At 46.3% G+C, this 21,510-nt stretch carries 19 protein-coding genes and 1 tRNA gene; 3 read left to right on the top strand and 17 right to left on the bottom strand.

Features of this window, described 5'->3' with window-relative positions; all coding sequences use genetic code 11:
- Nucleotides 1-95: 95 nt before the first annotated feature.
- The 5 genes from AELLOGFF_RS07370 to gltX form a co-directional block, all read right to left on the bottom strand.
- Nucleotides 96-692: a DUF4136 domain-containing protein gene (locus AELLOGFF_RS07370; RefSeq protein ID WP_159268124.1), complete on the bottom strand. Its 597-nt coding sequence runs from the start codon at nt 690-692 to the stop codon at nt 96-98.
- A gap of 29 nt (nt 693-721) precedes the next feature.
- On the bottom strand, nt 722-2,125 hold the full coding sequence (locus AELLOGFF_RS07365; protein ID WP_159268122.1) for a DegQ family serine endoprotease: 1,404 nt from the start codon (nt 2,123-2,125) through the stop codon (nt 722-724).
- Between the two features lie 96 nt (nt 2,126-2,221).
- A complete protein-coding gene (locus AELLOGFF_RS07360; RefSeq protein WP_159268120.1) occupies nt 2,222-2,500 on the bottom strand; it encodes a polyhydroxyalkanoic acid system family protein in 279 nt (92 codons plus the stop codon).
- Between the two features lie 165 nt (nt 2,501-2,665).
- Nucleotides 2,666-2,741, bottom strand: a tRNA-Ala gene (locus tag AELLOGFF_RS07355).
- A 132-nt stretch (nt 2,742-2,873) separates the two neighbouring features.
- Entirely contained in the window at nt 2,874-4,358 is a 1,485-nt protein-coding gene (gene gltX, locus AELLOGFF_RS07350) for a glutamate--tRNA ligase (RefSeq protein ID WP_159268118.1), read from the bottom strand.
- Between the two features lie 132 nt (nt 4,359-4,490).
- Here gltX and dusA point away from each other — a divergent pair, with 132 nt between their 5' ends.
- From dusA to AELLOGFF_RS07335, 3 genes are read left to right on the top strand one after another with little or no spacing between them, the layout of a single operon-like run.
- Nucleotides 4,491-5,510 carry a tRNA dihydrouridine(20/20a) synthase DusA gene (gene dusA / locus AELLOGFF_RS07345; RefSeq protein ID WP_159268116.1) on the top strand — a complete coding sequence of 340 codons (1,020 nt, stop codon included), beginning with the start codon at nt 4,491-4,493 and terminating at the stop codon, nt 5,508-5,510.
- The gene (gene tal, locus AELLOGFF_RS07340) at nt 5,503-6,453 is read left to right on the top strand and encodes a transaldolase (protein ID WP_159268114.1); all 951 of its coding nucleotides are present in this window, start codon (nt 5,503-5,505) and stop codon (nt 6,451-6,453) included. The genes dusA and tal overlap by 8 nt, the downstream gene beginning before the upstream one ends.
- Before the next feature lie 3 nt (nt 6,454-6,456).
- Entirely contained in the window at nt 6,457-6,912 is a 456-nt protein-coding gene (locus tag AELLOGFF_RS07335) for a TerB family tellurite resistance protein (RefSeq protein WP_159268112.1), read from the top strand.
- Between the two features lie 7 nt (nt 6,913-6,919).
- Here AELLOGFF_RS07335 and AELLOGFF_RS07330 read toward each other — a convergent pair whose 3' ends face one another.
- The 12 genes from AELLOGFF_RS07330 to AELLOGFF_RS07275 form a co-directional block, all read right to left on the bottom strand.
- Nucleotides 6,920-7,408, bottom strand: a complete 489-nt coding sequence (locus tag AELLOGFF_RS07330; protein ID WP_159268110.1) for an STAS domain-containing protein — start codon at nt 7,406-7,408, stop codon at nt 6,920-6,922.
- A 3-nt stretch (nt 7,409-7,411) separates the two neighbouring features.
- Entirely contained in the window at nt 7,412-8,593 is a 1,182-nt protein-coding gene (locus tag AELLOGFF_RS07325) for a PP2C family protein-serine/threonine phosphatase (RefSeq protein ID WP_159268108.1), read from the bottom strand.
- Nucleotides 8,594-8,674: 81 nt separating this feature from the next.
- Nucleotides 8,675-9,406, bottom strand: coding sequence for a VacJ family lipoprotein (locus AELLOGFF_RS07320; protein ID WP_159268106.1), 732 nt, complete (start codon nt 9,404-9,406; stop codon nt 8,675-8,677).
- 77 nt (nt 9,407-9,483) lie between these two features.
- A complete protein-coding gene (locus AELLOGFF_RS07315) occupies nt 9,484-10,233 on the bottom strand; it encodes a DNA-binding domain-containing protein (protein ID WP_159268104.1) in 750 nt (249 codons plus the stop codon).
- A complete protein-coding gene (locus AELLOGFF_RS07310; RefSeq protein WP_159268102.1) occupies nt 10,230-11,102 on the bottom strand; it encodes a DUF692 domain-containing protein in 873 nt (290 codons plus the stop codon). The genes AELLOGFF_RS07315 and AELLOGFF_RS07310 overlap by 4 nt, the downstream gene beginning before the upstream one ends.
- A 51-nt stretch (nt 11,103-11,153) precedes the next feature.
- The gene (locus tag AELLOGFF_RS07305; protein ID WP_159268100.1) at nt 11,154-11,621 is read right to left on the bottom strand and encodes a hypothetical protein; all 468 of its coding nucleotides are present in this window, start codon (nt 11,619-11,621) and stop codon (nt 11,154-11,156) included.
- Between the two features lie 229 nt (nt 11,622-11,850).
- Nucleotides 11,851-15,747, bottom strand: a complete 3,897-nt coding sequence (hrpA, locus tag AELLOGFF_RS07300) for an ATP-dependent RNA helicase HrpA (RefSeq protein ID WP_159268099.1) — start codon at nt 15,745-15,747, stop codon at nt 11,851-11,853.
- Nucleotides 15,748-15,806: 59 nt separating this feature from the next.
- Complete coding sequence (locus tag AELLOGFF_RS07295; protein ID WP_327785477.1) at nt 15,807-17,513, bottom strand: AMP-binding protein; 1,707 nt, start codon at nt 17,511-17,513, stop codon at nt 15,807-15,809.
- 150 nt (nt 17,514-17,663) lie between these two features.
- Nucleotides 17,664-18,143: a hypothetical protein gene (locus AELLOGFF_RS07290; RefSeq protein ID WP_159268097.1), complete on the bottom strand. Its 480-nt coding sequence runs from the start codon at nt 18,141-18,143 to the stop codon at nt 17,664-17,666.
- A 63-nt stretch (nt 18,144-18,206) separates the two neighbouring features.
- A complete protein-coding gene (locus AELLOGFF_RS07285) occupies nt 18,207-19,199 on the bottom strand; it encodes an oligopeptide/dipeptide ABC transporter ATP-binding protein (protein ID WP_159268095.1) in 993 nt (330 codons plus the stop codon).
- Complete coding sequence (locus tag AELLOGFF_RS07280; RefSeq protein ID WP_159268093.1) at nt 19,199-20,206, bottom strand: ABC transporter ATP-binding protein; 1,008 nt, start codon at nt 20,204-20,206, stop codon at nt 19,199-19,201. The genes AELLOGFF_RS07285 and AELLOGFF_RS07280 overlap by 1 nt, the downstream gene beginning before the upstream one ends.
- Nucleotides 20,203-21,510: an ABC transporter permease gene (locus AELLOGFF_RS07275; RefSeq protein WP_159268091.1), complete on the bottom strand. Its 1,308-nt coding sequence runs from the start codon at nt 21,508-21,510 to the stop codon at nt 20,203-20,205. Before AELLOGFF_RS07275 ends, AELLOGFF_RS07280 begins: the two co-directional genes overlap by 4 nt.

Genomic DNA, 21,510 nt, shown 5'->3' with positions numbered 1-21,510 from the left:
CAGAAGACACGTTAGAGCACTGCTTTAACGCGGGCGCTATTGTCGACGAAAGCCAACAGACATGCAAGGACCCGCCAACAAAATATTGAATAATATCAATGCGCCACGGCAGAACCAGGAGGAAATTCTGCAAGAATAGCTGACACCGTTTCCAATACGTACAATCGGCGCTCTTCTGGGGTTTTCAATGTAGGTATTACCCGCTTGGTAGTCCCTCGCCACAGCAATTTCTTAGATTCTGGGGCAATAACATCAACCATTAAGGTGCTCTCTTTATAGTTGCGCACCCAAAGATCATCATTATAAAAATGGCTAGCACCAATATAGCCATGACGGCCACGGGGATTACACCGGTAACAAGGGTAGTATCCAAAATGGGTATACCATGAGCCGATATTATCAATAGCAATTTTATCTTCTTGGCCTAGCTGATAACTTAGTAATACTGACGGCCCATCACCAGCACTCACCTCTTTCATGCCTTTGGCAGTAAGCTGCATATCGACGGCATTAATGACCCGCTCCCGAATCAAATCATTATCCACTTCTGATTTTTTATTCATTGGCGGGAGCAGCCATGCATAGCTAGACACATTACTAAAATCATAGCTTTGTGAATAATCAGTAGACACTGGCACCCCGGCACAAGCCCCTAACATTAACATCACAAGCGTTAGCACTAGTTTTTTCATAACTGCTCCTCAGTTTTTATTCAGGCTTACTAGGGTTCCAATACAACCCAGAGCGCCATTTGCCCCCGTAATACCCGCAACAATAAGCGCCCTTTGCTCACTTTCAATACTTCGCTAAATTGCTCAATATCAGCAACACGACGCTGGTTAACCGAAACAATTAAATCTCCCCGAAGTAATTTACCTGCCGCTTCGGCACTACGTTCAACGTTTGTCACCAGAACACCTTGGCGCTCCTCAGCGTCTCGAAGCGTCACGCCTTTTAAAATATCACTGGCAATATCGTTACTGGCCATCAACGATTTGCCATCGGACGCAACTGCGAGCCTTGCTTTAAACGTCTTGCGTTTACCCTCTCGCAAAACAGTGACACTTATACGATCGCCAACCCGCTTTAGACCAACGGCATTACGTAATTGGGCAGAGCTCTGAATGTCTTTACCATCGACATCGATAACTACATCCCCCACTTTCAAGCCAGCTTTTTCCGCAGCCGAACCGGGTTGTACTTCTGCTATCACAGCCCCTCGCTGATGCTTTTCTAAATCAAAAGCATCTCCAAGCTCTGGAGTTAAATCCTGAATAACAACACCTAACTGACCCCGGCGAACCTCTCCATGCTCAATAATCTGATCAATGCTCACCTTGGCCATATTAATGGGTATAGCAAAACCAATCCCTACATTACCACCCGAGGGCGCTAGAATTGCGGTATTTACCCCAACCAACTCGCCACGTAAATTGACCAAAGCACCACCAGAATTGCCGGGATTTATTGAGGCATCAGTTTGAATAAAATTTTCATAGCCCTCAATACCCAAACCAGTACGGCCAAGTGCACTCACAATACCCGTAGTAACGGTTTGCCCCAAGCCAAAGGGATTGCCAATGGCGACAACGTAATCGCCCACTTCCAAATGTTCAGAGTCTGCCAATTTTACAGCGGTAAGTTCATCTGCTTCGATTTCTAATACCGCAATATCTACATCCGGATCCGAACCTATTAGGGTCGCGGTATAGTTACGACCATCTTCCATACCGACGGTAATCTCATTTGCACCGTCAATAACATGATGGTTCGTTAATACGATGCCTTTTTTAGCATCAATAATGACCCCCGAGCCTGCGCTCTGCGTGCGGCGTTGCTGCGGCTGCTGCAGTTGTTGCTCTGGAACATTAAAAAAACGCCTAAAAAAAGGGTCATTTAACAAGGGATTCTGACGGATAGTGCGGGTTGTGTAAGTGGAAATATTAACAACGGCCGGATTGACCGTTTTAAGCATTGGCGCGAGGCTAGGAAGAGCTCTACCCTCGCCATCCTCGGTAGGGAAAAAAGCCCAGCTACCTTGCGCCAAACTTACTAAACACACAAAAATTAACGCTTTGCGTAAAAAAGAACGCGAAGTATGAACCTGCCGCAACGAGTTAATCATTTCTTATCCAAACCTCCAATAGCCATTAATCATGACCATTAGAACCTTTCTTATTATAAAAAATTCCCTAACACGGCTATTAGTTCTGTAATTTTATCAGCTCAGTTTTTCTGCCATTGAGCGTGTAATTTCACTCTGAATGGTCGACTTAAATGCCCCCATCATTAAACCCAGCTTGATATCTACAGCCACTTCGTCACTACCCAAAGATATTCGGCCCTTGATACCTGAACGCGCCACTTCGACTTCGTTACTACTCAACCAGCGCGTATTCAGCTGATAACGCTGCTCCAACTTTACCGTCATCTGTTCTATTAAACTGCGGAGTTCTTCTGGGCTTTTATTATGTTGTTGGCGAATCGAAATAGTCGACACTAATTCATTACTCCATTGATAGATTCGTTATATTCATTCACACACAGTATGGCAGCTCATACTGAACTTGCCTAACCACTCATCCATGCCAATAACGACTAACTAAGCTTAAGGTATAAAATTCAGGCAAAAAAAAACCGCTATTACGCGGTTTTTTTAAAACTTTGGTGGAGCTAGGCGGGATCGAACCGCCGACCTCTTGCATGCCATGCAAGCGCTCTCCCAGCTGAGCTATAGCCCCAAAGTGGAGGCTGCGCATATTACGGCCAGCCCCCAAACTTGTCAACACACCATCTTGAATTCACTCATTTTTCTACAATTACCGGCTAAAACCCGACAGTAAATAAGCCACCACTAAAAACCATTAGAGGCTTTATCCAAGCTCTTGATATTGCTTTTCCAGCTTCTTTAAACGCTTTTTACCAACACCACCTAAGGCGTCGATTGCATGCCGCAAGCGCGCACGACTCATATCAGGACCTAATACTTCCATTGAATCGACAACAGAAATAGACGAGGTAGTGCCAGCTATAGCTACAAAAAGAGGCGGCATAAAATCTTTAAGCTTGATACCGAGACCATCCGCCAGCGACTTAACCTCAGCAAAGATACGATCACGCTGCCAATCAACCAAAGACTCTAAACGCCATGCGGTGCATTGAAGGAGCGTAACCAACTCTTCTTCACTCAAGTTAGATCCCGAAAAACTAGCAGAGTTTAACGGTAGCATCCCGGACAGAAAGAACCCCACCAACGGGGCCATATCACTAAATACTTCGATACGAGACTGCACATGCGGTAACATTTTCAATAGCATGTCACGATTTAAAGCCCACTCCTGCATACGATCAGCAAGTTGCTCTACACTACAATCTTCTCTAAGCCATAAGCCGTTTAGCCAACGCAATTTTTCAACATCAAATATTGGCCCACCCAAGCTAACTCGAGTCACATCAAAGTGATCAATCATGGTTTGTAAGCTAAACTTCTCACTCTCATCTGGCATAGACCAGCCCATCCGGCCTAGATAATTGAGTAAGGCTTCCGGCATAAAACCCATACGCTGGTAGTACCAAATACTCGTCGGGTTTTTACGCTTACTTAATTTACTTTTATCAGGGTTTCGCAAAAGCGGGAGATGACACAGTACCGGCATCTCCCAGCCGAAATACTGGTACAAAAGCTTATGTTTTGGGGCTGAGTTAATCCATTCCTCACCACGTAATACGTGGGTAATGCCCATTAGGTGGTCATCAACCACATTCGCCAAGTGGTAGGTTGGCAAGCCATCTGATTTTAGTAGAATCTGGGCGTCAACCTGCCCCCATTCCAATTCAATTTTACCACGCAATAAATCATCTACTTCACAACGTCCGTCTTCTTCAGGCACATGCATACGAATCACATACACATCACCTGCTGCTTCACGACGAGCGTACTCAGCTTCATCAAGCTTTAAATCTGAGTATTTTAAAGCTGTGTGGCCACCCGCGGCTCTGCGCTGCTCTCGTAAGGTATTTAATTCTTCAGCTGTTCTATAGCATCTAAAGGCGTGGCCTGCGGCAAGTAATTGCTCGCAGTGCGCTTTGTAGATATCACTTCGCTCACTTTGTCGATACGGGCCATGTGCGCCTCCGACATCTGGTCCCTCTGCCCACTCCAAACCCAACCACTTCAAAGAATCTAAAATCGCCTGCTCCGACTCGGGTGTAGAGCGCTGCTGATCAGTATCTTCTATACGAAGTACAAATTCGCCACCCTGACTTTTAGCAAAACAATAGTTAAATAAGGCGATATAAGCCGTGCCGACATGTGGGTCGCCTGTGGGCGAAGGAGCAATTCGAGTGCGAACAGTCATGGAGTGTTTATTACCATTTGAATACAATAGATGTTTAGTACCGCCGTATTTAATCGAGCGGGCCGTTAAGAGCGACATTATACGTGTCGAAAGCGGCAAGATTCACCCACCCGCAGAGGTATTTCGCGGCAGATGCATAAAAAAACACTTAATCGCCGCTTTTGCGTGGCCCCCATGCTGGACTGGTCAGATCGACACTGCAGAGTGTTTTGGCGCCAGTTGACCACTGAAGCAGTCCTTTACACCGAAATGGTAACCACTGGGGCGCTTTTACATGGCGATGTTGGTCGTCATCTTAATTTCAGTGACATCGAACACCCTGTCGCATTGCAGCTGGGCGGTAGTGACCCCGCCGCACTTGCTAGTTCTGTGAAGCTGGCTGAGCAATGGGGTTATGATGAAATAAACCTAAACTGTGGCTGCCCTTCTGATCGCGTCCAAAATGGTTTCTTTGGCGCCTGTTTAATGTCTCGGCCGTCCCTAGTTGCAGACTGCGTAAAAGCAATGAAGGATGTCACCGCATTGCCCGTTACCGTAAAACATCGAATTGGTATAGACGATCAAGAAGGCTACGGTCCTTTACAGGATTTTGTATCAGCTATTTATGATGCGGGAACTGACGCGATTATTGTTCACGCCAGAAAAGCATGGCTTCAAGGGCTGAGCCCCAAAGAAAACCGTGAAATTCCGCCGTTGAACTACGACCTAGTTCATAAACTAAAAGTGGACTTCCCCGACCTTGATGTCATCATCAACGGTGGCTTACAAACCATTCCCGAGGCCGCCTCGCAATTGTCATACGTCGATGGCATTATGATGGGCCGCAGCGCTTACCAAACCCCGTATCTACTCGCTGAAGTTGATCAGCAATTTTACGGTATAAACCGACAGGTCGCTGCGCGAAATCAAGTTGTTCGCGATATGTTCCCTTATATTGAGTCAGAACTGGCGCTGGGAACACGCTTAAATCACATAACTCGCCATCTTTTAGGCATATTTAATGGGCAACCTGGCGGCCGATTATTCAGACGCTACATAAGTGAGCATGCACATCGGCCAAATGCCGGTATTGAGGTGTTGGAACACGCCTTAACGCTTGCCGAACAAGCCTTGCTGATGATGCAAGAGAAAAGGACCTTAATTAATGAGTAGTAAATTAGATCAACTTAAACAATTTACCGACGTTGTCGCAGACACCGGTGATATAGAAGCGATTCGAGGGTTTTCTCCCCAAGATGCCACCACCAATCCCTCGCTCATCCTTAAAGCAGCGCTACTACCCCAATACCAGCCACTAGTCCAACGAGTTATTGAAGCACAAGGCCCCGGAGAGAGAGATGCTCAATGGCTGCAACAAGCTGCCACGCAATTAGCGGTAGAAATTGGCACTGAAATTACTAAATTAGTCCCCGGAAAAGTATCAACAGAAGTTGACGCACGACTCTCCTTCAATACTGAAGCCATGATTTCAGAGGGACGTTATATTACAGAACTCTATCAACGAAAAGGGATAGATAAAGATCGCCTACTGATAAAACTTGCCTCCACTTGGGAAGGAATTCAAGCCGCTGCCGTATTAGAAAAAGAAGGAATTGAGTGTAATCTCACGCTGCTATTTAGCTTGGTGCAAGCCGCAGCCTGCGCTGAAGCGGGCGCCACACTAATCTCTCCCTTCGTAGGCAGAATCCTGGACTGGCATGTAGCTCGTGGAAGCACCCCGAGCAGCGCCAGCGATGACCCAGGAGTGCAATCCGTGGTCTCGATTTATAGCTACTACAAACAACACAATTACAAAACTATTGTCATGGGCGCAAGTTTTCGCAACATCGGTGAAATCGAAGCATTGGCTGGCTGCGACCGGCTCACAATCAGCCCAGCCTTACTGACTGAACTCAGTGACAGTAACGAAGCCCTACTTCGTCAACTCGCCCCCGATATGACGTTTTCCAATTTACAAAAATTGGATGTGACTGAATCGGGTTTCCGCTGGGCACTTAATCAAGACCCCATGGCGACTGAAAAATTAGCTGAAGGGATTCGCGCCTTTGCCGTGGATCAAGTTAAATTAGAAACTCTGCTAAGTGAATGGACATAAAGAATGTTTGAAAAATTAAAACAGCTTTTCTCTGGCTCAGATGATGCCCCAGAAAACAGTGCAATGACTATGGAGCTCGCAGCTGCCGCGCTCCTTATTGAAGTTAGCAAATCCGATTATCAACAAGATCCGGCCGAAATTGCCAAAATCAAAGAACTACTTATCCGTCACTTTTCCATATCGCTTAGTGATATAGAGCATTTTATGAAAAATGCTGCCGCCATTAACAAAGACAGCACATCACTCTACCCATTTACGCGGTATATCAATGACAATTGCAATAATTTAGAAAAATACGAACTGATTGTCGCATTATGGGAGGTGGCGATTGAGGATGGGCAAATTGATAAGTATGAAGATCATTTAATTCGCAAAATTTCTGATCTTATCTACCTACCCCATACCGAGTTTATTCGAGCAAAACTTACCACCACTCAAAAAGCCGGTATTAATCAGTAAGCTTTGCTTAAAAACACTGGCCTTCAAGTAGCGACACCAGCTCTCGAAACTTCGCGTGATTGCTGTCGCTTAAGCCCATTAGTGTTCTATGCGCTTCCAAAACACGCGCCTTCACCGCGTCCTCACTGCAAGGCAGAACCGGTAGCTCACCGAGGTCCTCATCATTCAATAAGGGCTCTTCTCTGACATTAAAAACACGGTCAAAGCCCATACTTTGTAAAATACGGGTTATATCGGGATTCGTAGACAAAATAACAGGAACAAATTTGAATCGTTCCTTGGCTTTAATCGCGAGCTTAGCCAGCAAACCTAAGGTTGTACTATCGACGTTCAACGCATCCGAGAGATCAACAACAACACTGGCAAAGCCATCGACAGATAACATTTCGTCGAAAAACTCGTCCAAAGTTGTACAAAGCGTTAGTCGTACGTCACCAATTAACTTGATAACAAACGCCCCATCTTGTTCTGCTACCAATATCCGACCAGGCTGCATTACCTATGACCTGCACACTACTAAAATCGCTATATCGTCTGGCGCATCGTCTAAGTCATATAGACCAAACGTTTTTGCCAGCCCCGTAGACATCCTTTCCCCAGTATTGAGTATATCAAGCAAAGCATGCTCTTTATCCTCAAGGGTATCATTGTCCAACACCTCTAAAATACCGTCCGAAAACAACGTTAAAACCGCACCGGGCGGAAAGGTGGTCACATGGTCACTGTACTCGGCATCAGCGAATAAACCAACAGGCATATCATGTTCTGGTAAAAATTCAGCACTGCCATCTATTGCCATTGCTGGCGCAGGCAGGTGGCCAGCAACCGAGTAACGGAGTTGATGGCATTGTAAATCTATTGCTGCAACGCACATGGTCACGTGTTTGCCAATACCCATTTCAAGCAATTCACGATTAGCAATATCAAGCATCTTGGCTGGCGACAAAATAGCAGTTGAGTCACGATGTAAAAAATCGCTTCGTTTGCGAGCAAATAGATTTTTCAAAAAGACCGTGACAAACGCCGAACTTGCTCCGTGGCCTGACACATCGGCAACAAAGAAAACCGCGTGATCTTCACCAACAATAAAATAATCAATAAAATCGCCACTTAAATACAGCGAGGGCAGAATGAAATGACAGAAGCTGTAAGCACCAATGCGCTTGGGGGTATCGGGGAGTAAAAGTTGCTGAACATGCTTACCGGCCTGCTGATCTTGCTGCAAAAGGGTCAAACTTTCGAGCAAATCTCGGTTAGCATTCTCTAGTTGAGTACGGTAAGCCAAATTCTCGCGCTTTAAGGCGCCACGTTCAACGGCTCGATCAATAACATGGCGAATAACATCCAAGTTCTCTGGCGGCAACATAAGATAATCTGTCGCACCATGACGCACCGCCTCAACAACATCCGCTAAGCTTTTGCGGCGCGACACGCCAATAAGAGGTAGCTCTCGAGGGTCAGCTGCCATTTTCCCAAGAAGGTCTATACCACGATCCTCGGGGAAATCGATATCAACCATGACGATATCTATGTCTTCTTCTCTAAACCCCTGCATGGCAAGCGAACATTCTGTTATAGCAAGAACCGACAAGCCAAGCTTTTCCAAGGAGGCAACTAGCTCAAAATGTACGGCATCCGCTTGCTGCACCAACAAAATGCTTTGGGGAGAATGTGTATTCATGCGGCCTTTGTACTCGCATCGACGAAGACACACAAGCCATATCTATGTGGAGAATTTACAGATAACGCACTGCAGGCTAGCTCAAAACTCAAACGATTCGAAATCTTCATCACCAAAATCGTCCTTCATCTCGCCATCAGAAATTAGAAATTCGCGACGCTGTAAATAGGCATCTTTAAAGAAGGTGTATTTATCACCAGATATCAACTCCTCAGTACCTAATAGAGAAGCCCTAACTTGGAGTAAATCCAGTAAAGTCATGGCATATTGCGCACTTTCAGGGTCAATACCTCGGGTTACCGAAGTCCATGAATCCACGCCACGCCCAAATCCATCACGTAGCGTGCTAGGCCCAAGAAATGGAATCATAAGATATGGACCGTCACCCACCCCCCAAACAGCAAGGGTTTGACCAAAATCCTCAGAATCGCGTTTTAAGCCGATGGCTCCCGCCACGTCAAAAAAACCGAGCACGCCAACGGTGGTGTTAATCACAAAACGGCCACTGCTGACCAGTACATCGCCACCTTTACCTTGCAAGGTATCATTGGCAATATTTTTGATTTCACCAATGTTATTAAAAAAATTGGCTAAGCTTTGATCAACAATGGTAGGCGTCACTTTACGATAGCCTCTCGCCACTGGCTCTAACACATAGAGGTCGGCAGTATTATTAAATGCAAATATAGTCCGGTTTAACCCTTCCCAAGGATCTCGGGGGTCGTCATTACCCGAATCATCATCCGCATACACTGCGCCGCCATAAAACGCGGACAACAGCATTATCAACAAGGCGCACCCTATTCGTCCCATTGCTTCTACTACTCATCATGTCAAAAATACGGCCATTACTATACGCAATGCGCTAATGCTTAGCACTACTTCGAAAATTACGACTCAGCAATAATTAAAATATCCAGTTCAACTAATTGCGTCACAAGCTCACCGCCAAAGCCTAATAGTGATTCTACCTCTGCCCCCAACTCAGCAGCAATGGTCGCCAGCACTTCGATGGCTTTTGGGCTAGTACCATCATCGAATAACGCCAGCAACCTCGCAGTCACAGCATTAATTTCCAAAAACTGTACTCGATCCGCTCGATTTCGATATACCACGATGTAAGTTGGCTCATCACTCGGAGAGTCTGGACAATTGCTGCTGCTAATCTGCTGCACAGGGAAAGCATATACCAGAGGCCAGGCCAATGGTGACAAATAGAAATGGCTATCTAATAGTTGATTAGAAATAGGACCGTTATCAGGTAACTCTTCATTGGCAACATCTAGCGCGAGTTCCACCCACTCATAATGCGCAAGCTCTGCTAAAAAGGGTGGATCCACCACATTATTGCCACGCCCTGACTGTAAATACGCTAGAAACTCTTCGGCAATCTTTAAAAAATACGGGCTGGCACATTGATGGCGAGTCATAAAATCTCTCACCATGGCATCCCAGTCAGCCTCACTGTACACACTGCGGCAAACGGGAAACCCATTACTTAGAAACCCATTTATATTATTAAAAAACAGGTCGCGATATATCACCAAACGCCGATGTTCTAGGCCTTCAGGGCCAGGGTTATGGTCTGGGTCACGAACAAATTGAGTTAGCTCACGCTGAACACTCTGGAATGACTTCATAGGCTAAGCACATTAGTTTCAAGAAATGACGCAGACCGCGTTGCGATTTCTTGAGCACGCTTAATTCGGTCGACTTCCACAAGCATTTCAACCATAGGGGGAAAGTTGAAGTCACGTTCTAGCAAAGTGGGTAATGGGCCACAGCGCTCATATGCCGTATCGAGTAAAGCCCACACAGGGTCAATAATATCTGCACCATGAGTATCTACCCTAAGGTCTTCAGCCTCATCATAATGCCCCGCAATATGAACATACTTGGCACGCTCTAATGATAAAGAAGATAAAAACTCGTAGGGGTCATAGCGATGATTAATACTATTCACATAAATATTGTTCACATCTAATAGTAAATCGCAATCCGCCTCAGCAAGCACGGCATTTATAAACTCACTTTCGCTCATTTCTTGGGCTGGCGCGGCATAATAAGAGGCATTTTCAAGCAGTATTCGCCGTCCTAATACATCTTGTACCCGCTTCACCCGTTCTGCGACATGGCTTACTGCTTCTTCCGTAAACGGAATGGGTAACAAATCATAAAGCTGACCTTCATCACCGCAATACGTTAAATGTTCAGAATACAAAGGGCAGTCAAAATCATCCATAAATTGCTTAATTGAAAGCAATAAGTCCGTATTTAAAGGCGAAAACCCACCAATATTTAACGATAAACCGTGTAAATAGACGGGGTATTTTTCAGCAATTGCACGAAATTGGCGGCCATAGCGACCACCAATTTCGATCCAGTTCTCTGGGGCAACTTCAATAAAATCAATATCGCCGGGTAATAATTCTTGAAATGCAGGCATCAGGCCTCGCCGTAACCCTAATCCGGCAATCCCGCGTTGATGTCCTGCTAGAATATTAGCCATTAATATTGCCTTGCCCAAAGGGTGAATTAGAAGAACTGAAATACAATCCGATTATTTCTCTGCTCCGCATTTGCCTTCACCACACTTGCCTTCATGCTCGGCTTTGTCTGCACCACATTTTGCTTCACCGCACTTACCTTCATGGCCCGCTTTAGCTTTGTCTGCACCGCATTTTGCTTCACCGCACTTGCCTTCATGTGCTGCCTTAGCTTTGTCTGCGCCACATTTTGCTTCACCACACTTGCCTTCATGGGCTGCCTTAGCTTTATCTGCACCGCATTTGGCTTCACCGCACTTACCTTCATGTCCGGCTTTAGCTTTATCTGCACCGCATTTGGCTTCACCACACTTTGCCTCAGATTCAGCGGCTTTGTCAGCACTCCCCATTGCCAACTCATAACCTGAGCTTAATTGCTTGGCTGCAAATGGGTTGCTATCTGCCATTGCTGGGCCTACCGAAGAAGCTAACATTGCTGCGCTAAACATCGCCGCCAAAGGTTTTTTGGTAAAAGTCGCCATATTTTTTCTCCAAATCGGCCATCGCCGAATTATTGTTAAATTTAAAAAGCCCTATCAATGAATATCTCATCACCAACAAATAGCGTGTAAGTTAGTTATTGGTATGCCTCATCAGCATAGCCTCAGAGCAGCTTATCTGCCAAACCGCTCAGAGTGTACGTTTATCCAGCCACTTCCGATTTTGCTGATTTAAAATCACACCGAGCATATCAAGTAGACGAGGTGAATTTTAAAATGTTACATCCTGAGACACACTTTTCCAGAGCTGCTTCAAACGCTTTTCTGAAACCGGTGCTCTAGTGCCTATATTTTGTGCAAACAAGGAAATACGAAACTCTTCTAACTGCCAGCGATATTCCCGCACCACTGAATAAGCCCGGCTCCTATCGGAAGACTTTTCTATAAACTCACTTAATTGTTGTTGCAGTGGTTCCAAAATCAAAGTGCATTGACGATCTCGCTGATAATGCCCGTCCAATTTGGTTATTCTTTGTAGCACAGCGCGTAAATAGCGAGGGTACTGCTCTAGCTCATCAAGACTAAGCTCTGTAATAAACCCTTCTGCAAACAAGGCTTTAATTTGTTGGTTAATGTCATTAATACTATGGATCCAACTTAAAGCATTCAGCTTTTTTAACGCTCGTCGTATCTCTGAATAATGCCCAAGAATCTCTGTTAGCAATGCCGCATAACGCTCTGCATTGCTAGTAAAGTTTGCTCGACCATCCTGCCACAAACGCTCAAAATCACTTTCTACCTCAGGTAATTTAGCGGGATCCACATCAAAGCTGTGTCTAGCAGCGGCAAGTAAACACCCTTCCAACCAGGTTTTCTTTTGCTCACCCACGGCTGCAAACTGTAACTGAACTGCATTACTGCGAAACAAACTCCCTTTCAGCATTTTCACTTGTTGAGACATTTTTAATAATAACAAGCGCAGAACACCATAAAGATTTGCCTGCTCCGCCTCGTATCGCGACTCGGCAAGCTCTAATACAACGTTTTCACCATTATCTCTTAAACAGGGGTATGCCGTTAATGTTGCTCCGCCACGCTTAAATTCATGCTCCTTTTCTAGCCGACCAAAATCCCACTCTTGGATCACCCTACTTGTGAAGCTAGTTTGGCTTTGCTCTGCAATCCCCTGCTGTATTTGTCCAGCGAGTTGAGCTTTTAGCTTCTGTAAATTTCGACCTTGAACAAGTAATTTTCCTGCGTTGTCCAATACCTTTATATTCATAAGATAATAATCGTCTATGCGATTAGAGGCCCATTCATTTACTTCAATTTTTAGCCCACTTAACTTACGGAGCGCCTCTGCAAGCTGGGGCAGTAGGGCTTGCTCATTTGCCTTTATCATCGGAAGGGCTCTATCAACATAATCAGGCACAGGAACTAATTGCTTGCGCTGGGCTTTCGGTAATATTTTGACTAAAGCAATACACTTTTCTCTTAACAAGCCGGGCACCAGCCAGTCGAGCCTACCATCAGGTAAATGCGCTAAATTTGTGAGAGGGACAGAAACACTCACCCCATCTGCAGGATGTCCTGGCTCAAAATGATAATTAAGTGCCAATTCCATTCCCGCGCATATCAAGCTGTCAGGGAATTGTTGTTCAGTAACATCGCCACCGCCGTGACGCATTAATTCGCCTCTGCTTAAAAATAAGGTATTGGCAGGCGCAATCGTTTTAAGCCAGTGCTCTAAATGCTTTGCGGTAGTAATGCCTGCCGGTATACGTTCATCGTAATACCGAAATAATTCCTCGTCTGAAATTAAGATATCACGGCGACGCGACTTATCTTCAAGTTCGGTAATCTCTAAAATTAGCTTTTTATTATGACGATAAAATGCCGCACGTCCTTGATAACGCCCCTCAACTAATGCCTGCCGAATAAGAATCTCACGGCTTTCTTCCGGTGCAATTGGGCCATAATGAACACGCTTTTTATCTCGTATAACCAAGCCGTATAAGGCAGTTTGTTCAAAGGCCATAACTCTGCCGCTACGGGCCTGCCAATGTGGTTCGTAATACTGCCGCTTAAGCAGACTATCATTAACACCCAATACCCATTCGGGATCAATTTTCGCTACACAGCGCGCATAAAGTTGAGTGGTTTCTGCTAATTCGGCCGCCACAATCCATTTAGGTGGTTTTTTGAATAATGACGAACCAGGGAATATATGGAGTTTACGATTACGAGCCCCGATAAACTCACGCCCCTCGTCTTTGGCGGCAATTTGGCCGAGAAAACCAGGCAATAAAGCACGGTGAATATTATTAAAATCCGCCGGATCTTTGTTTAGCTTCAGGTTTAACTGCCGGCACATTAACGTAAGTTGATGATGAACTTCGCGCCACTCTCGCATTCTTGTCCAAGACAGAAATTCTCGCTGACAAAGCTTTCGCCACTGACTTGCCGATAATTCTTGCCGTTTTTCTTCAGCGTAATCCCAAAGGGAGACAAACGCGGCAAAATCTGAGTCTTCATGCCAAAATCGACGATGCTTCTCATCCGAGGCTTGGCGTTTATCTGCGGGCCTTTCTCGCGGGTCTTGTATGCTTAAGGCGCTTGCAATAATTAGCATCTCACGTAAGCACGACTTTTCTGCGGCAGCCAATATAAGACGACCTATACGAGGGTCGACAGGAAAACGGCCTAGCTGGTCACCCAATGGAGTTATCCGCCCTTGAACAACCGCTCCCAGTTCGCTTAATAAGGCGAAGCCGTCATTTACAAACTTTTTATCCGGCGCATCAACAAAGGGAAAACCAGAAATATCACCTAACTTTAGCTGCAGCATCTGAAGAATAACTGCCGCTAAATTTGTACGCTGTATTTCAGGCTCTGTATATTCTGGCCTAGCTAAATAATCCGCTTCACTGTATAGCCTATAAGCAATTCCCGGCGCCACACGGCCACAACGGCCTGCTCTCTGGTTGGCACTAGCTTGAGATATTGCCTCAATGGGTAGACGCTGAACCTTGCTACGAACACTATAACGGCTAACTCGCGCGGTACCGCCGTCGATAACATACCGAATTCCCGGCACCGTTAGCGAAGTTTCCGCAACATTGGTTGCCAGCACGACTCGCCAACCTCGGCGTCCACGTAAATCAAAGATTCGCTGCTGCTCTGCACTACTAAGCCGAGAATACAGAGGCAGAATTTCGGCCCCAGGCAATTCAGCTCGCTTGAGATGATGCGCCACTTCACGAATATCACGCTCACCACTCAGAAATACCAAGGTATCGCCATGGCGATGCGCCCCTTCTGCCATAAGCTCCTTAAGCACTAGCTCTACCGCTTCAGCTATATCATTATCAGCACTTAATTCCTCTTGAGGGCGGTAGCGATATTCGACGGGATAACTACGACCTGAAACTTCAATCACCGGCGCATTGTTAAAGTGAGTAGAAAACCGCTCAACATCAATCGTTGCTGAAGTAATAATCAGCTTTAACTCAGGCCGTTTGGGTAATAGTGTTTTTAAGTAACCCAGTAAAAAATCAATATTAAGACTGCGCTCGTGAGCCTCATCTATAATAATAGTGTCGTACTGTTTTAAGAACCGATCTCGTTGAATAGCCGCCAGCAAAATACCATCGGTCATCAATTTTATATAACTGTTGGGAGAGGCAACTTCCTGAAATCGAATTTGATAAGCAACCCCATCACCCAGTGTAGTATTCAACTCTTCTGACAAGCGCTCCGCTACGGCCCTTGCCGCCAACCGCCGAGGTTGGGTATGAGCGATTAAGCCCGCAACACCACGCCCCATTTGCAAGCATATCTTAGGAATCTGAGTCGTTTTACCTGAGCCAGTTTCGCCGGCTAAGATCACGACTTGGTGCGCGGCAATGGCCTTGCGGATATCATCCACACGCTGGGAGACAGGTAGCTCGTCAGGGTAATGGATTTCAGGAACATTCTCCTGCCGTGCCTTGAGGCGCAGTGCCGAGGCGTTCATTCGCTGTGCTAGGGCAAGAAGTTTCACCCCCACATCTACGTTTGCTGAGACTTGCTTCTGGAGCTGGTGGCACTGGCGAGCAAAGGTATGACGGTCGCCCAACATACATTCATCAACACTGGCCATTAACGAGGCCGCTGTAATTTCAGACATAAATACCGTATCAATAAAAAAGGCGCCAAAAGGCGCCTTTTTTGCTTATTGCTGAGGATTTACTCAGCTTTGGCGAGCTTGGCAAGCTCTTCGTCGCGAAGTGAACGACGCAAAACTTTACCCACATTGGTTTTGGGTAATTCATCACGCACTTCTATATAACGAGGCATTTTATAGCCGGTTAAGCGTTCACGCAAAAATGCTTTTAATTCAGCTTTATCAATATCACCTTTTTTAGGTGCAACAAAGATTTTTACTGCTTCACCTGATTTTTCATCAGGCACACCAATAGCCGCACATTCTGCAATATTGGGATGGCCGCTCAACACGTCTTCGATCTCATTAGGGTAGACATTGAAACCCGATACAATGATCATATCTTTCATACGGTCGACAATTCGCATATACCCATCTTCTTGGACAATAGCGACATCACCCGTGTGTAGCCAGCCGTCCTTAATCGTTTTATCAGTCTCATCTTGGCGCTGCCAATAGCCCATCATAACCTGAGGACCACGAACACAAAGCTCACCCCTCTCGCCGATACCCACATCCTCTCCGGCCTCAGTCACAATGCGAATTTCTGTGCCAGGCAAGGCAACACCAATTGTCCCAACCTGATTTGCACCACCTGGGTTAATCGATACCACCGGCGAAGTTTCTGTCAAACCGTAACCTTCGTAAACTTCCGCGCCGGTCATTTCGGTCCATTCTTTTGCCGCGCCAGCCGTTAAAGCCATACCGCCCGACAAGGTTGCCTTAACAGAGGAGAAGTCCAAGGTTTTAAACTCAGGATGATTACAAAGTTGAACAAACAGGGTATTGATCCCGCTCATTCCGCTCCAGCGCCAGCGCTTCATTTCTTTGATTACGCTATCTAAGTCTCGCGGATTAGGAATAAGCACCGCGTGATTGCCCTGCATCATCACGCAAAATGACAACATGAAAGAGTAAATATGATAAAGCGGTAGCGGCGACAAAAAGATCTCTACGCCTTCTTTTAGGCCATAGCTTTCAAAAAGCTGCTTACTTTGTAAAACATTAGCCATCAGGTTCTGGTGACTAATCATTGCACCTTTAGAAACACCCGTTGTTCCACCGGTATACTGCAATAATGCAACATCATTAGCCGCAGGAGTAGCCTTGGTGTACTTACCACTTTTACCCAAGGATAAGGCTTTGCGATAAGGGATCGCATTTTTAAAGCTCACATCCGGCACCATCTTTTTAACACGCTTAACCACTGTGTTAATCAAAGGACGCTTGAAACCAGTATGCAAATCAGCAATCTCAGTCACAATTACAGTTTCAACTGGGGTGTCAGCAACAACCGCTGCGGCAGCTTCCGCTACATTTGCCAATACAACCAGCGCTTTAGCCCCAGAATCATTCAACTGATGCTTTAGTTCACGCTCACTGTACAGGGGGTTGGTATTAACCACGATCATCCCAGCACGAATGGCACCAAATAAAGCCACTGGGTATTGGAGAATATTCGGCATTTGTAAAGCAATGCGATCTCCGGTTTTTAAGTTAGTGTGGTTTTGGAGGTAGCTGGCAAATTGAGCAGATAGGACATCGAGCTCACCATAGCTTAGGGTTTTGCTCATGCAAGAGATCACCGGGCGATCGGCAAACTTTTTAGCACAGTAGGCGAACATTTCTACCAAGTTAGCGTACTGACTCAAATCAACGCTACTCGGTACGTTAGCCGTTTTCCGTGCAGCGCCAATTGCTGCTGCGATTTCTTCGATTGCTGATGACAAAGTTAACCCCTCATACACTTGTTATTGATACGCTAGCCAAACCCCAGACAGACTGGCTACACATAAGAAAGTTGGCAAGCTATCGGTATTTGTACTCACTGTCAACACTAGCTTAAATTACAAGCAGCACAGGGGCGTTTTTTTCAGCATTTACCCTCCTGCTGCCGCCGGTTCTGGCGAACGATACTGATTAGGATCAATAAACATAAGCTGTAGTACTAATTCACCTCTACGACGTAGGTCGGCGCCAAGAACAAAAGCGTTAAACTCACCGTCTATATGGCTAATAGCTGGAATATTGAACATTAATTGACGACCATTATCACCACTCATCACAATCGGCTCCGACTTTGCTTGCACCACTTTAACAAGCTCAGCACTCAGCATTTGTAATTGCGACTTAAAGGCACTGTAATTTAACTGACCGTTATACTCCTGCGCCATTAACTGCAGGCGGACACGCAGGGTCGACTTATCAGGCATGGCTATTTCGGTTAAAAACAGTTCTCGCCCCGCCTCAAGCTCCTTAAAATGACGTTTAGCCTCTGTACGCCCTGCATCAATCAAACAGGTTTTGAATAAACTCACAGCAACTGCAAGTACACTCGACGCATCCATATTTACATTCATAAATCTGATTACCTAATGCTGATGTATGTCTGCTCGTATAAAACGAAGCATATTATTTTAGTATTACAAAGCCTGTGCCCGAGACCGAAGTATCTCAATATCGACCAAACGGAGACAGGCAACTTCTGTGCTAACACGACTTGAATGCAACCAAGGCGGCTTAGTAGTGCAAGCCGCCTCAGCCATATTGCAACGCGGTGCAAATCTACAGCCACCATCGGTCGCCAACGGCGCCTTATTTGCCACGGCTTTTACCGATGGCGTAGTGCTCAATACTCGCTCGCGAGGATTACCATCCAAATGAGCGGCTAACAAACTCACCGTATAAGGGTGCCGAGGCGATGCAAACACTGCCTTGGTTGGCCCAATTTCGACGATTTCACCAAGATACATCACTGCAGTGCGACTTGCCAAAAAACGCACTACCGCTAAATCGTGAGCGATAAATAACATCGCGGTGTTATGTTCCCGCTGTAACTCTTGCAGCAAATTAATGATTTGTGCCTGCACAGACACATCTAAGGCCGATACCGGTTCATCGCATATTACAAACTTTGGATCAGTGATAAACGCACGGGCAATACCAACCCGCTGCCGCTGTCCCCCCGACAGTTCATGGGGGTATCGCTCCCCTGCAGATTGCGGTAAGCCTACCCGCTCCAACCAGTATCTGGCTTTATTGCGCGTATCAAGCTCACCAACACCCAAGGTCAACAGAGGTTCTTGTAGGCTTGCCAAAATTGTCATACGAGGGTTCAAGCTAGCATAACTATCTTGAAACACCATTTGCACTTGCCCAGACATAGCTTGAAACTGCCGACGACTATATTTGTAAGGCATTTCCTTGCCGCCAATAACAACGCTACCGGCACTACGTGACTGCAAGCCGGCAATTACCCTTCCTAAAGTCGATTTACCGGAACCGCTCTCACCAACTAGACCGAGCACCTCCCCAGCATTAATGTGCAGATTTATGCCATCAACCGCTGCTAGCAACCCCTTATCATTGCCGAAATGGCATCTTAATTGACGAATATCTACCAAAGGCGCCACCATCACTTGCTACCTTCCGTCATTGGCATTTGCTCTGAATCAGACTCACGCCAGCGGCTTGGATGGTCTTTATGCCAAAGCCAGCAACGAGCTAAATGGCTTTCTGCACACTGTATTAATGGGGGGGCTTCTTCGCAAATTGCCATACGCTGAGCACATCGCGCAGCAAAGCCACAACCCGTCGGCGGCTGTCGCAAATCTGGTGGCGACCCGGCGATGGCTTCAAGTGGCTGAGGGTTATCCAAGCTCGGTACGGCACGTTTTAATGCTTGCGTATAAGGGTGTGCCTGTGTGCTGAACACCTGTTGTAAGTTGCCGGACTCTACGGTTTGCCCTGCATACATAACAGATACTGAATCTGCAATTTCAGCAACCACCCCAAGGTCATGGGTAATAAAAAGCATTGCTGTGCCGCTCGATTCCCGCATTTCCTGCAATAAACTTAGGACTTCAGACTGCACTGTCACATCTAATGCAGTTGTCGGCTCATCAGCAATCAATAACTCAGGTTCACACACCACCGCCATGGCAATCATCGCACGCTGCAACATGCCACCTGAAAACTCAAAGGGATATTGCGCTGCACGTTGCGCGGGATTAGCGATGGCTAAGCGTTCTAATAATGCAATAGCTCTCATCTTGGCCTCCCGCCGCGACAATCCCTTGTGGACAAGTAATGGCTCGGCAATTTGGGATCCTATAGTTTGAGTAGGATCTAACGCTGTCATCGGGTTTTGAAAAATCATTGCAATGCGATTGCCCCGCAATTGTCGCCATTCACGCTCATTAAGCTGAGTCATATCTCGGCCTGAAAACTGCCACTGGCTAGCAGTGATTTGCGCCGCATTAGGTAAAAGGCCGAGCAAGCTCATAGCAGTGACAGATTTACCGCAGCCAGATTCACCGACTAAGGCGCGACACTCCCCCTCTTGCAAGCTTAATGATACATCCCTCACTGCTTGTACAGGGCCAATGCTAACTTGCAAGGACTCAAGATTTAACAGACTCATGCCCGCACCACCCCAGAACGTCGATCAGTAGCATCCCTTAAGGCATCACCCAATATATTAAATGCCAGTACCGATAAACTGATCAGTAAAGCGGGCAACAACAGCTGGCGAGGATGGGATAGCAAAGTTTTAATGCCATCATTGCACAGCGCGCCCCAAGACGTGGTCGGCGGAGAAACGCCCATCCCTATAAACGACAGAAACGCTTCGGTAAAAATTGCCTGAGGAATAGCAAAACTAAAAGCGACTAAAATCATTGGTAATACATTGGGCAGCATATGGCGAAGAATTATTTTATGGCTCCCCACTCCAGCAATACGGGCAGCTTCCACATAAGGTTGATTTCGCAATGCCAAAACTTGGCCACGGATAAGCCGCGCACTCCCCGGCCAACTTAACATTAACATCGCTAATATAAGCGGCATGATACCGTTTTCGCCGGGGCCAATACCAAATGCAACGCGAAACAAAATCATAAATAGCAGAAACGGTAAGGCAACCACAAAGTCGACAAAACGCATGGCAAGTTGATCTACCCACCCTCCCATTAAACCGGCGACTGCACCAAAAATGCAGCCAAAACTTATATATAAAAGTGGCGCAACTACGCCGACAAATAAAGACGTTTGCCCTCCCGCCATCAACCGCGCCAAAATATCACGACCCAAGGCATCAGTACCAAGTGGATGAGCAGGTATTTGCACCCAATTTACCTTGTCACTTGTTACGGGAGCCAAGCCTTGTAATTGAGCCTCAAACGCTGACATCGCCGCTTCAGGGCGCACTTCTCTTGCCAGTAGTAAAAACCCCGTGTCAGCATCCATAACGGTGTAGCGATAAAGCTCACGACTCAGTTGTAATTTATCTTGAAAATAACTATCTCGGGTTTCCGCAATGACCAAACCTAGGCCAGGCTTATTGGCGTCGCCACGGTACACACGATACCGTTCCACACCCTCTATTTTAGGCCATTGTAAACGCACATATTCGGTATTCGCCTCACGGATAGTTAGGCCAGTAGAGTCTATCTCTGCTAGCGGCTGCCACTCGCCATTGCCTGAAACAATACGCACAAAATACGATCGACTGGGTCCGTCAGAAATTTGCGACAACCATTGCTGCGATGGACTCTGACGCCAAATTAGCGGCCCAACAGTAACAAACAACAGCAATCCGACAACCATTAGTGCTGATAACACCACCATTGGGCTTGCCATACTAGGCAAAGAAATTGGCACCACAGACTCCACATCATCTGCGGTTCCCCACGTCTTTGGCGCAAAACGAAATACCGAAATAGCCAC

This window comes from Zhongshania aliphaticivorans, from assembly GCF_902705875.1.
GTDB lineage: Bacteria > Pseudomonadota > Gammaproteobacteria > Pseudomonadales > Spongiibacteraceae > Spongiibacter > Spongiibacter aliphaticivorans_A.
Note: the sequence above shows the minus strand (reverse complement) of the source record. Positions and strands in the feature narration are given on the sequence as shown.

What these genes read in the sequence shown, in the direction of transcription:
- AELLOGFF_RS07335 (WP_159268112.1), top strand. Translation starts at nt 6,457, where the DNA reads ATGTTTGAAAAATTAAAACAGCTTTTCTCTGGCTCAGATGATGCCCCA.
- AELLOGFF_RS07280 (WP_159268093.1), bottom strand. Translation starts at nt 20,206, where the DNA reads ATGAGTCTGTTAAATCTTGAGTCCTTGCAAGTTAGCATTGGCCCTGTA.
- AELLOGFF_RS07285 (WP_159268095.1), bottom strand. Translation starts at nt 19,199, where the DNA reads ATGGTGGCGCCTTTGGTAGATATTCGTCAATTAAGATGCCATTTCGGC.
- dusA (WP_159268116.1), top strand. Translation starts at nt 4,491, where the DNA reads ATGCATAAAAAAACACTTAATCGCCGCTTTTGCGTGGCCCCCATGCTG.
- AELLOGFF_RS07290 (WP_159268097.1), bottom strand. Translation starts at nt 18,143, where the DNA reads ATGAATGTAAATATGGATGCGTCGAGTGTACTTGCAGTTGCTGTGAGT.
- AELLOGFF_RS07305 (WP_159268100.1), bottom strand. Translation starts at nt 11,621, where the DNA reads ATGGCGACTTTTACCAAAAAACCTTTGGCGGCGATGTTTAGCGCAGCA.
- AELLOGFF_RS07325 (WP_159268108.1), bottom strand. Translation starts at nt 8,593, where the DNA reads ATGAATACACATTCTCCCCAAAGCATTTTGTTGGTGCAGCAAGCGGAT.
- AELLOGFF_RS07320 (WP_159268106.1), bottom strand. Translation starts at nt 9,406, where the DNA reads ATGGGACGAATAGGGTGCGCCTTGTTGATAATGCTGTTGTCCGCGTTT.
- AELLOGFF_RS07365 (WP_159268122.1), bottom strand. Translation starts at nt 2,125, where the DNA reads ATGATTAACTCGTTGCGGCAGGTTCATACTTCGCGTTCTTTTTTACGC.
- gltX (WP_159268118.1), bottom strand. Translation starts at nt 4,358, where the DNA reads ATGACTGTTCGCACTCGAATTGCTCCTTCGCCCACAGGCGACCCACAT.
- AELLOGFF_RS07310 (WP_159268102.1), bottom strand. Translation starts at nt 11,102, where the DNA reads ATGGCTAATATTCTAGCAGGACATCAACGCGGGATTGCCGGATTAGGG.
- hrpA (WP_159268099.1), bottom strand. Translation starts at nt 15,747, where the DNA reads ATGTCTGAAATTACAGCGGCCTCGTTAATGGCCAGTGTTGATGAATGT.
- AELLOGFF_RS07330 (WP_159268110.1), bottom strand. Translation starts at nt 7,408, where the DNA reads ATGCAGCCTGGTCGGATATTGGTAGCAGAACAAGATGGGGCGTTTGTT.
- tal (WP_159268114.1), top strand. Translation starts at nt 5,503, where the DNA reads ATGAGTAGTAAATTAGATCAACTTAAACAATTTACCGACGTTGTCGCA.
- AELLOGFF_RS07315 (WP_159268104.1), bottom strand. Translation starts at nt 10,233, where the DNA reads ATGAAGTCATTCCAGAGTGTTCAGCGTGAGCTAACTCAATTTGTTCGT.
- AELLOGFF_RS07370 (WP_159268124.1), bottom strand. Translation starts at nt 692, where the DNA reads ATGAAAAAACTAGTGCTAACGCTTGTGATGTTAATGTTAGGGGCTTGT.